This is a genomic window from Neobacillus sp. YIM B06451, assembly GCF_032667185.1.
Taxonomy (GTDB): Bacteria; Bacillota; Bacilli; order Bacillales; family Cytobacillaceae; genus Bacillus_D.
The window spans coordinates 352,333-366,586 of the sequence record NZ_JAVFKJ010000003.1 but is presented as its reverse complement, the minus strand read 5'-3'; the positions used below and the strand labels follow the sequence as shown (position 1 = coordinate 366,586).

Sequence of the window (14,254 nt, the reverse complement as noted above, 5' to 3'; positions counted from 1 at the left end):
AAGAACATCGTCCAAGATGGAGGGCTTTATGTTTACGGTTATTGAAAAAACGGTTCTGGCCATGTCGTTATTACGGATCGTCTCGGGTGGAATAGAAATATTCGCAGCCCTCCTGATGATTAAGTTCAATGCTGTAGAAAAAGCATTGCTGATCAACAGCTCCCTTGCATTAATCGGGCCGCTTATTCTGTTGTCAACAACTACTATTGGCTTAATTGGAATAGTAGAAAAGGTTTCATTAGTTAAAATGGTATGGGTTTTCGCGGGCGTTGCCTGCATTCTCTATGGAGTGAAACAATAAGGACGCTTGCACAAAATAGACGGCTGCAGCTTGCAGCCGTCTTTATTTCTGCTTGCATATTGTTTTTGTTAAACATGGCAAAAAATTTCATGTTATATTTTCATTTTTAGATCAAATACTAATCACAAGCATGCAGAGAATGGAGTGATAGCCATGGGAATTATGAGTGGAAACCCCCAGGATGAACCTTTACACGCGGGGGAAGTTTTTCATTTGTGGTCACATTTGTTGGGCACAAAAGCATATCTTGTCGCTTTGCAGGTTTTTTCGAATCATTCGGGCGATCACGACCTTAAAGTCTTCATTGAGGATTTCATGGAGAATTGTGTTAAACAGGAGGAACAGCAGGTCGAGGGAGTATTAAAAGAAAATGGCATCCGCCTTCCCCCCGCGCCTCCGGACAGGCCGAATGTAGCAACTGAAGACATTCCCGCCGGTGCAAGGTTCAATGATCCTGAAATTGCTGCACTCTTAACAAAAGACATCACGGGTTCGAATGTTCTGGCAAGCTATATTATGGGGCTTTCCCTAAGGGCGGATATTCGCGAGATGTTCAGCGATTTCCTTACACAAAAAACAGAATACGCGGATAAACTCGCAGCAATAATCAAGGAAAAGGGATGGCTTGTTCTGCCCCCGTTAAATTTGAAGTAAATTCATTGAAAACAAAAGGATGTGTATCCCGGTGGGAAGTAAGAATAACGGCATGACAGTCGCGGCAATAGGCTCAATTCCATTAATAATGACACTGGGAAATTCAATGCTCATCCCGATCCTCCCACAAATGAAAGAAGAACTTGGACTGACTCCCCTTCAGACAAGCATGACCATTACGGTTTTTTCAATTGCTGCCGCAATCTTCATCCCAGTCCTTGGCTATTTATCGGACAGGTTTTCAAGAAAAGTCGTCATCCTTCCCGCATTGATTCTTTACGGAGCCGGAGGGCTATTGGCGGGTTTTGCGGCAACCAGTCTACCGAGCGCCTATTGGTGGATACTAGCCGGGCGGACTATGCAGGGAATTGGCGCGGCAGGAACTGCTCCTATTGCAATGGCTTTGACGGGGGATCTGTTTAAGGGGGGAGAGCAAAGTAGGGTTCTGGGGATTGTGGAAGCGTCGAATGGACTTGGAAAAGTCCTCTCGCCTATTCTCGGGGCGCTCTTTGGCCTTCTCGCCTGGTTTGCAGTTTTTTTTGCTTTCCCGGCAATCTGTTTAATATCCATTACGCTTACATTGTTTTTTATAAAAGAAAAAAGCCATCGTCAGGCGCCTCCGCCCTTCGGCAAATACATGAGGGGGTTGGCCAGCGTTTTCAAGTTTGAAGGACGCTGGCTATTAACAGCTTATTTCGCCGGATCAGTCTGCCTATTCACCCTATTCGGGATCCTTTTTTATCTATCGGATGTCCTCGAAAAACAATACGGCATCGACGGGGTCAAAAAAGGATTGATTTTGGCGATTCCCCTGCTTGTGATGGGCGGGACCTCCTACTTAACCGGCAGCAGGATTGGGAAAAATACTGCGGCAATGAAGCGTTTGATTGTTATCGGGCTCGGATTGATGACAGTATCGTATGCACTACTTGTTTTCTTTGAAAAACTCGTGCCATTTTTATTCGTTCTGGTCCTCAGCAGTATTGGGACCGGCCTTGTCCTTCCATGTCTGAACAGCCTCATTACAGGATCGGTAGGAAAAGAAAGGCGTGGATTTGTTACTTCTCTATATGGTTCAGTCCGGTTCATTGGTGTCGCTATAGGCCCTCCTATATTTACAAGGTTGATGGAATGGACGAGATCAGGGATGTTCCTAACCATCGCTGCTCTGACCTTGATTGCAGGAATCCTTGCCCTTACCTTAATCCATGTCCCCAACAAGGGTGATAAAAAGGATAAAACAAAATATGCGTTCCGTTACAATTACATTTAGCCCACTCATTACTTTTTTCGGAAGGCAAAAGAATAAGCATCATACAGGCGGATTCTAAAAACAACATCGACAATTTTTGTTGAAATCCATTGGCTGAGAAGCGCCTGTATGATGATTTCCCATTTTATAATTGACGCGGTCAAGAGAAAAATACAGCCATTAATCCAGAAAAGGGGCCGGCCGGGAAGTGTCCCCCGCATGGATGATATGATGAGAGCCAAAACTCCGACTCCCCCATTCGAAACTCCCTGCCTCAAGAGAAGCCCTACCCCGGCGCCAAGGAACAGGGACCCTGTCACCAAATCAACCCAAACATTCCTGTAAGGGATTGTAATGCCCCTCTGTGAAAAATAAATCGACATCGAAGTCACAGTTATGGCAAACATTGTCCATACAGTACATCTATTGCCAAGGAATTTAATTGCAATGACAAGCATGGAGAAATTAACCACCCAAAGGGCAAACCCCATATCAAGGCGAAAAAAATGGTGAAGGAGCACGGCAAGGCCCCCCGCTCCCCCGGAAGGGATGCTATGCGGAAACAAAAAAAGGCCCATGCCAAGGCCCTGAATAAGCCCGCCCGCCGTTACTATAGCACTTTTTCTTAGAAATCTGCCCATATACCCCATCCCTGCTTTGCCCGGAAGGCATCTATGTTCCATTTTATTCGTTTCCCCTGAAAAGTAGTACAAGCATCGAGAGAGGAAGCGAAGAGGCAACCCAATATGGATTGCCTCGTTTAAAATTTTTTAATGCGGATTGGGCTGACCATCAGGATGGCAAGGATAATTGTTATATAAGCATTGCTGTAATCAAAAAGGGCCATCCCCGCAATCACCATTCCGGCAAGCGGGATTGGTATTCCCATAAAATACCCGACTGTAGGGCTTGCGCTGAATCGTGCCAGGCGGAGAGCCCCCATCGCCGCATAGAAGGTGAATGCAAAGGATGTAAGCATTGAATCCGGAGCGAGAGTATACACAAGCAATGCCGGCGCTACCCCAAAACTGACAATATCCGCCAGGGAATCAAGCTCGACTCCAACTTCACTATTTACGTTAAGCCTTCTAGCAATCCTTCCATCTAATAGATCCATGAGCGCGGAGGCAAAGATAAGGAGCGCCGATAGCAAAATAAGGCCGTTCATATTCAAAATGATTGAGAAAACCCCGCAAAGCAAATTTGCAATCGTAAACCAGTTGGGCAAAGAACGGACTACTGGTGAAGGCATTGCCTCACCCCTTCCCACTTTGTTGTCGTTTCCTATCCCTCTAATTTCCCTAATTGGAGGACAAATATTCCACTTTTTGACGGAATACCGAAATGCCAATAATATATTGGGTTATGATTCCCGGTTTAACCGCCAAACCGAAAAGGAACAATAAAGGTAAAGAAACAATGGCTACTTTTAAAAAGGGGCTTTTTGAAAATGAAAAAAGCGGTTTTTTTAGACAGAGATGGAGTTTTAAATGAAGTTTTAACGAAGCGTGTAAAATTTGTCAATCATCCACGCCAGCTATTTTTATTGGACGGCGCGGCGGAAGCGGTTGCCGAACTTACCGAGGCAGGCTACCCCGTGTTCATTGTTACAAATCAGGGTGGTATCGGGCTTGGATTTATGACGGAAGAGAGACTGGAGAAAGTTCATAAACGGCTAACCTCGATGATCAAGGAAAAAGGCGGCAAGGTCATCGATATCGCCTATTGCCCACATAAACCAGATGCAGGCTGCCGCTGCCGGAAGCCTGAACCGGGTATGCTCGCCGCATTGGCCGAAAAGCATGAAATCAACCTAACGGAATCAGTGATGGTGGGAGACCATGAAAGGGATATCGAAGCCGGCAAAGCAGCCGGGTGCAAAACGGTTTTTATCGGAACCGGTATCACAAAAGCAGATGCTAGCGCTCCCTCATTGGCTGCTGCCGTAAAGCCTATTTTATCCCTGCTCGAATAAAAGGAACACTAATCATTAGGAGGAATGAATATGTCACAAATGGACCAATCTCTTGCTTATCTAAGGGAAATTCTCTCGAATTATACTGAAGGCCATTCCGAAGGCAAAAGGCTTTTTGATCTCTTGAAAAACGAGTACCAAACGGCTGAGCAATTCGCAGAGGACCTGGATGAAGGCGGAATTCAGTTTCTAAATTCGATCCTTCCCGAAGAAATTGACTATGCCTTAGACGAGAAAGATGAAGAACGCGCGGGACAGCTTAATAAGGTGTATGAACAATTAATTTAGTATACAAGCGGGAAATCTTTATTTCCCAGGCAAGCGCAAAGACTGACAAAAGACGCTACTATACGAATGGTTGTTTCTGCATGAATTGACAATATCCTTGTGATTACAACAACGTTTTCGCTCCTATCCGCAAAGGAGGTTTTAATATGGGAAATGAACTCAAAGAATCGATTACAAAATGGTCAAGGCCAATAGGAGGACAAGATGGCCTTATTGAAGTGGCTGAACTAGCTGCAAAGGCCAGGTTTGTTCTTTTAGGAGAGGCTTCCCATGGAACCTCCGAATTCTACTCGGTGCGTGCGGAACTTTCAAAAAAATTAATATCCGAACACGGATACAAATTCATAGCGGTTGAGGGAGACTGGCCTGCATGCCAGGCCATCAATTCATATATTAAAGATGATGAAGACAATAGAAGCCCTGAAGAAGTCCTGAAGGTTTTTCACCGGTGGCCCACCTGGATGTGGGCAAATCAGGAAATCGCTGAGTTTGTTGGCTGGTTAAAGGAGTATAACAAGACTCTACCGAATGACAAAAAAGTTGGATTTTACGGCCTTGATGTCTATAGCCTCTGGGAATCAATGGATGAAATCGTCAATTACCTAAAAAAGATAAACTCCCCTGACTTGCAGGCTGCAATCGATGCATTTTCCTGCTTCGAGCCTTTTAACCGCAGCAATGAAACCTATGTGATGTCCGCAGGCTATTTATCTGACGGGTGCAGGAATGAAGTGGCTGAACTTCTGGCATCGATAAGGAAAAGCGTCCGCCAGGATAAACTGGAACCTGAAAAAGCTCTTAGCCTTGAGATCAATGCTCTAGTCGCCCGAAATGCCGAGCAATACTACAGGTTAATGGTTTTGAGTGACGCGGGGTCCTGGAATACACGTGATGCCCATATGGTTGAAACCCTGAATTCAATAATGAACTTCCATGGCAAAGACGCAAAAGCCATCGTGTGGGAGCACAATACGCATGTCGGTGACGCCCGGGCTACGGATATGCAAAGGGTGGGCATGGTTAATGTCGGCCAAATTGTAAGGGAACAGAATGGAACAAAAGATGTTTTCATTTGCGGATTCGGCACCCATCGGGGGACTGTTATTGCGGCTGACCAATGGGGAGCTCCCCTGAAAGTAATGGAAGTGCCCCCTGCCCAAGCCTTCAGCTGGGAGGATGAATTGTTCCAGTCGGGGGATGAGGACAAGTTGCTTATTTTTACGGATGAAAACAAAAAGGAGTTCCGGAAAGAAATTGGCCATAGGGCGATTGGCGTTGTTTACGATCCCCGTTTCGAAAAATTCGGAAACTATGTGCCTTCTTCAATTTCCATGAGGTATGACGCATTTATATTTATAAGCCAATCAAACGCGCTTCGGCCCATTTTAATGGAGGGCTGATTTTGAACACAAAAGAGGAATTCCCATTAAATAGGATTCCTCTTATTTTTAATCCATTATCGGATCATCATAATTATCCGTAACCACTAGATTAAAATGCTTTATCACCCCATCTATCCTCCATTGGCTTTCGGCCATGTCTGGCGTATAAGGTAACGATAGTTCTTCACCATCCTTATCGGTAAACTTGTATTGATCGAGTCGGACAGAGCCGTTTGAATGGCGGTATACGATTTTTACTCGCTCCATATCCGTCCAGGCGTATTTTTTCACGCCCCATCCAACCAACTTATTGAAAAATATCCCTTCTTCCGTGGCAAAGTAATAATTGTCGACCGAGCCAATATAGACGGGTATGGTAAAGAGTTGGCTTGCAAGCAGGGCAATCCCCAGTTTTCTGCTCCCCCATTTCCACGCAGCCAACAAATAAAAGGTGAACAGTACAGCGGAAAGAAGCATTGCCGCCATGAAACCGATGTATGCACTTGGCGGGGTCTCAAAGAACCAATATTCACGCTTGAAGAAATACATGCTATGTATTGACGCAACGACAACGAAAGGGACAAAAAAACTGCTAATGTAAAGGATAATTGTTATGGCAACCATAGTAACTTTTCGCTCATCACTTGACCTTGTATTGATAATCAAACTAACTTTCTCCCCAATCTTTTTTCTATTTTATGAAAGTCTTTTTATCGCTGAAATTGCTGTACGGATATCCTGCTCGCTTACCCCATAGTTGGTTACGAAACGGACAAGGCCTTGGCCAATCCTCTTTTCCCAATATTCGGGCTGCCGTTTCTTCAAGCTCCCGTACAGTAGGATCTTCCCCGTATACATCATCGCCCACTTCAGCCAGGTAAGCCGCCTTCCTCATTTCCTCGGTCGGTTTTGTAACAGTGTCGCTTCTTAGATCAATCACATGTTAAATCCCCTTTATGTTCATTTTCTGTCTATACCTTATTTTACCCCATCCATCCTGATTTTGGGAAAAAAAGAGCGGATGCCCTGTTGCATCCGCTAAAACCTATTTTACTGAAGATTGGCAAACCGCTCCAGTTCGCGGTTTCCGCCAATCACGACAAGCACATCGCCTTCCTCAATAATTTCATCAGGTGATGGGGATATATCGATATCCTTTCCATGCCTGATGGCAATAACACTTAGGTTGTACCTCGCACGCAAATCCAAATCCCTTAACGATTGGTTCGTCATGGATGATGGAACCTTGATTTCTTCCACACTGTACTCCTTCGACAATTCAATGAAATTAAGGACATTTGGAGACAGCAGCATATGGGCAACCCTTTCGCCCATGTCACGCTCAGGGAATATAACCCAGTCAGCCCCAACTTTGTCCAGGACCTGCCCCTGGAGTTTGTTGATGGCCTTGGCGATGACTTTCTTCACGCCCAGTTCTTTTAAAAGCAGGACGGTAAGAATGCTTGCCTGTATGTCATTTCCAATAGCCACTATAACGGTATCAAAATTTCTGATCCCGATTGATTTCAGTGCTTCAGGATCTGTGGAATCGGCGATGACTGCGTGGGTGACAGCCGGATGCGCTTCTTCCACCCGTTCTTCGTTTATATCCACGCCAAGTACCTCCTGGCCGGCCTCAAATAAACTTCCAGCAAGGCTGATCCCGAATCTTCCCAAACCAATTACTGCATATTGTTTAACCATCTGTATGCACTCCTCAAAAAATTCCTAGCCTATGATTATTTTCCCTTTAGGATAACGGAAAGGATCCTGTTTTCTCCGCAAAGTAATGGCAAACGCCACAGTCAATGGCCCGACCCTTCCGGCAAGCATCATGAATGTAATCAATAGCTTGCCTGCCGGTGACAGCTCCGGTGTCAATCCCATGGAAAGCCCGACCGTCGCGAAGGCAGAAGTGGATTCGAATAATATCATTAAAAAATCCTGGCCTTCTTCTGTTATCGTCAACATCATCGTAATTGCAATAATTAGGATAAGTGCACTCAATGTAACAGTCAAAGCTTTGTAGATGGTGTCATATCCAATTCTTCTTCGAAATAAAACGACATCTTCCTTTCCACGGATTTGTGACCACACCGCACCAAGAAGTGTGGTGAATGTCGTCGTTTTAATTCCTCCCCCTGCTGACCCCGGCGAAGCCCCGATAAACATAAGAATAATGATCAGGAAAAGGCCGGAATGCGTCATATCTCCAATGTTGATCGTATTCGCTCCCGCCGTCCTGGCTGTAACCGACTGGAATAGCGCGGCAAGGAATTTTCCCCCAAAGGAAAGCGGTCCCAGCGTTTTCCCATTTGAAAATTCCAGCAAAAATATGAAAAGTGTTCCCGCGGCAACCAGACATGCCGTGGTAGCCAGAACGATTTTAGTATGGAGGGAGAACCGTTTCGTTTGGCGATACTCATATAACTCGTTTATGACGATAAATCCGATGCCGCCTGTAACGATCAGTGTACAGATTGTCAAAACAACAAAGGGATCATTTACATATCCGGTCAGGCTCCGGAATTCCCCCATCAAATCAAATCCGGCATTGTTGAAGTTTGAAACCGAGTGGAAAATCCCATAATAAATCGCCGTCCCGACCGGCATATCAAACGAAAACCTGACCGATAAAATAAGCGCACCAATTGATTCAAAAAAAGCGGTGAAAATGAGAATTCTCCTCGCAAGGCGGACGATTCCTTCCATCGAAATGTTGTTCAACGACTCTTGAAGGAGAATCCTTTCTTTCAGTGATATTCTTTTTCCAAGAATGAAGGCGAAAAGTGTCGCAAACGTCATAAATCCCAATCCGCCAATCTGAATCAATAAAAGGATGACAACCTGCCCGAATATTGTAAAGGCTGTACCCGTATCGACTACTACAAGTCCGGTTACACATGTCGCGGATGTGGCAGTGAACAGCGCGTTAACGAAAGAGAGGCCCTTATGGTCGGAAGTTGCTGCTCGAATCGTAAGCAAAGTTGTACCGATAAGGATGATTAGGATAAAACCAAGGACGAGAACCTTCGGGGGATCCAACGAAATATTTCTGAAAGTCATATAATCCGCCTTCTTCTAAAGTAAATATTATCTCGTATATAGATAGTGATTTACCACACTGCATTTCTTTCTAATCATAAATCCTGGCGTGAAAACTGCAAATAAAAATTTCAACCAAAATATAAAGATTTTCCACCCACTTAGTATTCAATTTCCCACTTCGTTTAATCCCTCCATTTTTTTCAGAGGCTAAGGAAGTAAAAGCAAGATGCCGCATCCAGCCGGATGCGGCATCTTGCTTGGGTCTAGCGCGTCGCTTTATTTTTAAAGAGGTTGAACAAAAAGACAATGACTGCCGCGACAAGAAGTAAATGAATTAGTCCTCCGGCAACTTCGAATACCAATCCGATGATCCAGAAAAGGACTAATAATCCGATGATTGTCCATATCATAGCAATCTTCCTTTCTGTCTGTTTAAATCTAGTTTACCCGGACCAGACCGTTTAAAAACAAAATCCCGCCCCAAGGCCGAAGATTTTACAACTTTATGAACACAGCCCCGTTTTCACAATTCCTTCAAAAGCAGAGTGACAAAAATCACATTTCTGATGGTAACATCACCTTATCATTAACATTGACAGTACCAACATAGTGTTAATTGGATTTTACCAAAGGGGGACTTTCTCATGGCAAGAATAACGAATTGGAATCCTGAAAACGAGGATTTTTGGAAAAAGGAAGGCAAGAAACATGCGAGGAGGAATTTGTGGATTTCGGTACCATCCCTCATGCTCGCATTTATTGTCTGGCAAATCTGGTCGGTGGTAGCGGTGCGGCTTAATGATATCGGCTTTCAATTCACTGAAGAACAATTGTTCACGCTGGCCGCAATACCCGGGCTGGTAGGTGCCACACTGCGCTTTGTTTATACGTTCGCTGTCGGTAAATTCGGGGGCAGGAATTGGACGGTCATTTCAACCGCAGTCCTTGCAATTCCAGCTATCGGAATCGGGTTCGCCGTACAAAACCCGGATACGCCGTTTGGCATCATGCTTTTATTGGCCGCCCTATGCGGACTTGGCGGCGGTAACTTCTCATCCTCAACCGCAAACATCTCCTTCTTCTTTCCTAAAAGAGAAAAAGGAACAGCACTCGGCATTAACGGCGGGCTTGGCAACATGGGGGTTTCCGTCGTCCAGTTTATGACCCCACTCGTCATTGCCTCTGGTACATTTGCAATGATTGGCGGCCCGCAATCTTTGCCGGATGGCTCCCAGGTTTACCTGCAAAATGCTGCATTCATCTGGGTCATCCCAATTGCAATCTTGACAATCGCCGCTTATTTCGGAATGGATAACCTTCCGGCTGCGAAACAATCGGTTTCCGATCAGTTTGTAATTGTAAAAAGAAAGCATACATGGATTATGACAATTCTTTATATTGCTACGTTCGGTTCATTTATCGGCTATTCGGCGGCATTTCCGCTCCTTTTGAGATCACAGTTCCCAGAGCATGTATCACTCGCTTTCCTTGGCGCCCTTCTTGCAGCTTCCGCAAGGCCGGTCGGAGGTTGGATTGCTGATAAACTTGGCGGCGCGAAAGTCACAGCCTATGTCTTAATCGTGCAGGCAATTGGCGCTGGAGGAGTAATTTTCTTCCTCGGCCAAAAACAATTTACAGGTTTCCTTGCTTCATTCCTGGTACTGTTCGTAGCATCCGGAATCGGATCGGGCTCGACTTTCCAAATGATCCCTGGTATTTTCGTCCCGAAGGAAGCAGCTCCGGTTCTTGGTTTCACCGCTGCATTTGCTGCATACGGCTCATTCTTTATTCCAAAACTGTTCGGCTGGTCCGTGAACACGACCGGTACACCAGTAACAGCGTTTTACTTCTTTATTGCTTTCTACGTTATCTCTTTCGCACTGAACTGGTTCTACTATCAGAGAAAGAGCGCTGTTCTTGCTTTAAAACAGGCTTCTTAATCAGGCGAACATTGCAAAAAGCCGGGCAAATACTGCCTGGCTTTTTGATATTAAAACAAAAAACCGCCATCTCGGCGGTTTCATTATTTAATCAAGTATTTTGACTTTAACACTCTTGACGCCCCACTTCAAAGCTGCATCGCGGGATGGAATGAAAACATCAATTTTATTTCCTTTAATTGCTCCGCCTGTATCACCCGCTACAGCATAGCCGTATCCTTCAACATATACTTTGGAGCCGAGTGGAATAACCGAAGGGTCAACAGATATCACCTTTGCCCCAGGATTACTGATAAGGTCTATCCCAGTAGCAGTTATACCGCTGCACCCATTGCAGGACGCCGTATAGGCTGTCGCTGTTACGACAAGTTCCTGGCCACTCGTTTGTGGCGCGGCTGTACGAGTTTCCTTTTTATCCGCAGCCGCAGCAGAAACAGGTTGGGCTGCCGGAGCCGGAGCTGCCTTTTTTACAGCGGCTGGCTGTTGTACTTGTTTAGGCGCAGCTGATGCAGTACGAGACTCTTCGATGGCAAGCTGCATCCCCGGATGGATTAAATCGCCTTTCAGGTCGTTCCAATTAATAATGTCTTGAAGGGCAACATTGTGGGATGAAGCAATTCCCCATAATGTATCGCCGTTTTTAACCTCGTATATACGTTTTGGAAAAATATTCAGCGTTTCTCCGGCATAAATGGTTTCAGCCTCCAGCCCGTTCCACGCTTTAATGTTTTCGATGCTTGTATTATGTACTTCAGCAAGCCCCCAAAGCGTATCTCCTTTTTTGACAACAATTTCTTCCGCCTGTGTGCTGGCTGCAAATGTACCGGAAATTGCTGCCGCGATCATAAAGCTCCCTAACGTTTTCTTCAATTCCCTGTACCTCCTAGTTGTTATATCAAACTCACAATGTTCATGTTATCATGAAAAAACGAAATCCCAAGAACAGGCTGATGATATTTTAGTAACAAGAATGACTAAAAGTTTACGTTAAGGTGACTAATTGAAGGAATTTTCTGAAAACAACATATTTATTGGATGAGTATACCAACTATGGAAGTTGACGGAAGGATTTAGTTGAAAGCGCTAAATTCTGAGGGCGGGTAGTAGTAATTTTTCAATGTAATAGAGTAGAGGAAAAAATTTTAAAACAAGAGAACCGGATATTTTTCTTTTTACGTTTTCAGGAACCAAAAAGGGGGCAGATTACTCTGCTCCCTTTCTCCTACACTGGCTGAATTGCAACAGCACAGGCTTTGTATTCAGCTGTTCCTGAAATCGGGTCATACTCGTTCAAGGTCAAGATGTTCGTTGGCGTTTCATGCCAATGGAAACTCATGAACACAAGGCCTGGTACAACCTGCTCGGTTACTTTTGACTTGACGGTCAATTCACCGCGCCGGGAAGAAACGCGGACGACATCTCCATCGGCGATTCTAAGCTTCGCGGCATCTTCTGGATGGATATCGATTGTCTCTTCGGTCTGTTTAATTTTTACTCCGGCAGCATAGTAACGCGTTTGGGTATGTGTATTGTACGATTCATACCGCCTGCCAGTCGTGAGGGTAAATGGATACTCCTCATCCGGAAGCTCAAGTGGTTCGGTATAATCGACGGGTACGAACGGAGCCTTCCTTTCAGGCTCTGAATCAGCATGGAACCGCTCATGCATGACGAATGTTCCCGGATGGTTCTCATCTGGGCATGGGTAATGGATTGAATACTCCTTTTCAAGCCTTTCATAGGAGATGCCGCCATACATTTCCCAGGAGAGCTTCCGGACCTCATTCCAAATCTCTTCGCTTGAATTGTAACTCATTGGGTAACCCATCATCGTGGATAGTTCACAAAGAATTTCCCAATCTTCCTTCGTATCTGGATGACCGTCTACGGCCTTCCGGGTCCGTTGAATTCTCCTGTCGGTATTTGTAAAAGTCCCATCCACCTCACCCCATGAACGGGCTGGCAGGACAACATCCGCGAGTTCGGCTGTTTCAGTCAAGAAAATATCCTGGACAATGAGCAAATCCAACTTTTCCAAAAGCTTACGTGTATGGTTCATATGGACATCCGCAAGAAGCGGGTTCTCTCCAATAACATAGAGGGCTTTAATTCCGCCGTCCTCAATCCGGTCGAATGTCCTTGTTTGGGTGTCGCCAGCCTGTGGATTCAGCTTGACTCCCCACTCGTTTTCATACCTTTCCCTATATGCGGCATTCACGAGGCTCATGGCTCCTGGCAGCTGATTTGGCAGGCAGCCCATGTCACCTGCTCCCTGGACATTGTTTTGGCCGCGCAATGGCATGATGCCGCTTCCTTCCTTGCCGATATTCCCTGTCAAAAGGGCAAGGTTCGCAATATCAAACACATTGTTCACTCCGCAATGATGTTCCGTAATCCCAAGCGTATAGGCGATCATTGCCCCGTTAGCCGTTGCATATTCCCGCGCCGTCGCGACGATATCCTCTGCGGGAACACCTGTGATGGAAGCGGAATACTCAGGCGTATACATTTCAACCCTTTTTTGCAATACTTCAAAATCTTCCGTATGCCTTCCGATAAAATCGTTACTATAGAGCCCTTCCTTAAGAATGACATGAAGAAAGGCATTGATTAGTGCGATGTCCGAGCCAACATTGATTTGCAGATGGCGGTGGGCAGATTTCACCATATCGATTTTGCGTGGATCAATGACAATCATTTTCAAGCCGGATTTTACAGCCTTTTTAATCCGGTTCGCAATGATAGGATGAGCCTCGCTCGTGTTCGAGCCCATTAGCAATAAAACCTCGGCTTTTTCGAAATCTTCCAGGGTGTTTGTTGGGAAACCGCTTCCAAATACAGTTGCCAGACCGGCAACACTCGGAGCGTGTCAGGTTCGGTTACAGCCATCAATATTGTTGCTGCCTATTACGGTCCTCATGAACTTCTGCGTGATATAGTTCGATTCATTCGTTGTCCTCGCGCATGCAAACATGGAAATGGATTCAGGCCCCCACTCCGCCTTAATGGAGCCAAGCTTATTAGCGATAAAGCCTAATGCCTCATCCCAGGTTGCCTTGACCAACTGCCCGCCTTTTCTTATAAGCGGTGAACTCAGTCGATTTGGCGCATGTACATATTCATAGGCAAACGATCCCTTAACGCATGTTTGCCCTTTATTGACTGGCGCGTCCTTGTCGCCGCGAATTTTTACAATCCTATTATCTTGAACTTCGACTACGAGGCCGCAGCCAGTACCGCAATATCCACAGACGGTTTTTACAAGGTTTTGGATTCCCATTCAGACCCCTCCATTTTTAACATAGAACCTTATATAAACATATTAATTCATTTCTCTTGCCGCTTGGGCGAAATTGATGGGGATATTTTGTCATCTTTATGAAAAATACCAAAAAGATATGAAAGCGGTTTCAA

General features: G+C 45.3%; 15 protein-coding genes and 2 pseudogenes. 7 read left to right on the top strand and 10 right to left on the bottom strand.

Annotation, left to right across the window (positions count from 1 at the left end; translation table 11 throughout):
* Nucleotides 1-28 precede the first annotated feature (28 nt).
* The 3 genes from RB160_RS09445 (at nt 29) to RB160_RS09435 (ending at nt 2,228) form a co-directional block, all read left to right on the top strand.
* The gene (locus RB160_RS09445; RefSeq protein ID WP_316569982.1) at nt 29-301 is read left to right on the top strand and encodes a YqhV family protein; all 273 of its coding nucleotides are present in this window, start codon (nt 29-31) and stop codon (nt 299-301) included.
* Between the two features lie 153 nt (nt 302-454).
* Nucleotides 455-955, top strand: coding sequence for a DUF3231 family protein (locus RB160_RS09440; protein ID WP_316569981.1), 501 nt, complete (start codon nt 455-457; stop codon nt 953-955).
* Nucleotides 956-974: 19 nt separating this feature from the next.
* Nucleotides 975-2,228: an MFS transporter gene (locus RB160_RS09435; protein WP_396954692.1), complete on the top strand. Its 1,254-nt coding sequence runs from the start codon at nt 975-977 to the stop codon at nt 2,226-2,228.
* An 8-nt stretch (nt 2,229-2,236) separates the two neighbouring features.
* Here RB160_RS09435 and RB160_RS09430 read toward each other — a convergent pair whose 3' ends face one another.
* Together RB160_RS09430 and pssA are read right to left on the bottom strand one after the other, a co-directional pair.
* Nucleotides 2,237-2,890 (bottom strand): YitT family protein, encoded by a 654-nt coding sequence (locus RB160_RS09430; protein ID WP_316569980.1) that lies wholly within the window; start codon nt 2,888-2,890, stop codon nt 2,237-2,239.
* A 77-nt stretch (nt 2,891-2,967) separates the two neighbouring features.
* Complete coding sequence (gene pssA, locus RB160_RS09425; protein ID WP_316569979.1) at nt 2,968-3,459, bottom strand: CDP-diacylglycerol--serine O-phosphatidyltransferase; 492 nt, start codon at nt 3,457-3,459, stop codon at nt 2,968-2,970.
* A 192-nt stretch (nt 3,460-3,651) separates the two neighbouring features.
* Here pssA and RB160_RS09420 point away from each other — a divergent pair, with 192 nt between their 5' ends.
* The 3 genes from RB160_RS09420 to RB160_RS09410 all read left to right on the top strand — a co-directional run bounded on the left by RB160_RS09420 (nt 3,652) and on the right by RB160_RS09410 (nt 5,870).
* Nucleotides 3,652-4,182, top strand: a complete 531-nt coding sequence (locus tag RB160_RS09420; RefSeq protein WP_316569978.1) for a D-glycero-alpha-D-manno-heptose-1,7-bisphosphate 7-phosphatase — start codon at nt 3,652-3,654, stop codon at nt 4,180-4,182.
* 30 nt (nt 4,183-4,212) lie between these two features.
* Nucleotides 4,213-4,470 carry a sporulation protein gene (locus RB160_RS09415; RefSeq protein WP_316569977.1) on the top strand — a complete coding sequence of 86 codons (258 nt, stop codon included), beginning with the start codon at nt 4,213-4,215 and terminating at the stop codon, nt 4,468-4,470.
* Between the two features lie 146 nt (nt 4,471-4,616).
* Nucleotides 4,617-5,870 (top strand): erythromycin esterase family protein, encoded by a 1,254-nt coding sequence (locus RB160_RS09410; RefSeq protein ID WP_316569976.1) that lies wholly within the window; start codon nt 4,617-4,619, stop codon nt 5,868-5,870.
* A 48-nt stretch (nt 5,871-5,918) separates the two neighbouring features.
* On the opposite strand, the gene RB160_RS09405 is transcribed toward RB160_RS09410, so the two are convergent.
* The 5 genes and pseudogenes from RB160_RS09405 to RB160_RS09385 form a co-directional block, all read right to left on the bottom strand.
* Complete coding sequence (locus RB160_RS09405; protein ID WP_316569975.1) at nt 5,919-6,518, bottom strand: hypothetical protein; 600 nt, start codon at nt 6,516-6,518, stop codon at nt 5,919-5,921.
* A gap of 124 nt (nt 6,519-6,642) precedes the next feature.
* A pseudogene (locus RB160_RS09400) lies at nt 6,643-6,792 on the bottom strand (beta-eliminating lyase-related protein); the annotation flags it as partial.
* A gap of 110 nt (nt 6,793-6,902) precedes the next feature.
* Nucleotides 6,903-7,556, bottom strand: coding sequence for a potassium channel family protein (locus RB160_RS09395; RefSeq protein ID WP_316569974.1), 654 nt, complete (start codon nt 7,554-7,556; stop codon nt 6,903-6,905).
* A 24-nt stretch (nt 7,557-7,580) separates the two neighbouring features.
* Nucleotides 7,581-8,918 carry a TrkH family potassium uptake protein gene (locus RB160_RS09390; RefSeq protein WP_316569973.1) on the bottom strand — a complete coding sequence of 446 codons (1,338 nt, stop codon included), beginning with the start codon at nt 8,916-8,918 and terminating at the stop codon, nt 7,581-7,583.
* A gap of 245 nt (nt 8,919-9,163) precedes the next feature.
* Nucleotides 9,164-9,310 (bottom strand): lmo0937 family membrane protein, encoded by a 147-nt coding sequence (locus tag RB160_RS09385; RefSeq protein WP_316569972.1) that lies wholly within the window; start codon nt 9,308-9,310, stop codon nt 9,164-9,166.
* Between the two features lie 234 nt (nt 9,311-9,544).
* Between RB160_RS09385 and RB160_RS09380 the strand changes: the two genes are divergently transcribed.
* Nucleotides 9,545-10,840: a NarK family nitrate/nitrite MFS transporter gene (locus RB160_RS09380; RefSeq protein ID WP_316569971.1), complete on the top strand. Its 1,296-nt coding sequence runs from the start codon at nt 9,545-9,547 to the stop codon at nt 10,838-10,840.
* Between the two features lie 87 nt (nt 10,841-10,927).
* Here RB160_RS09380 and RB160_RS09375 read toward each other — a convergent pair whose 3' ends face one another.
* From RB160_RS09375 to RB160_RS24020, 3 genes and pseudogenes are all read right to left on the bottom strand, one after another.
* Nucleotides 10,928-11,710: a 3D domain-containing protein gene (locus tag RB160_RS09375; RefSeq protein WP_316569970.1), complete on the bottom strand. Its 783-nt coding sequence runs from the start codon at nt 11,708-11,710 to the stop codon at nt 10,928-10,930.
* A gap of 352 nt (nt 11,711-12,062) precedes the next feature.
* Nucleotides 12,063-13,937, bottom strand: coding sequence for a formate dehydrogenase subunit alpha (gene fdhF, locus RB160_RS24025; protein WP_396954697.1), 1,875 nt, complete (start codon nt 13,935-13,937; stop codon nt 12,063-12,065).
* 24 nt (nt 13,938-13,961) lie between these two features.
* Nucleotides 13,962-14,120, bottom strand: a pseudogene (locus RB160_RS24020) (hypothetical protein); the annotation flags it as partial.
* Nucleotides 14,121-14,254: the final 134 nt, after the last annotated feature.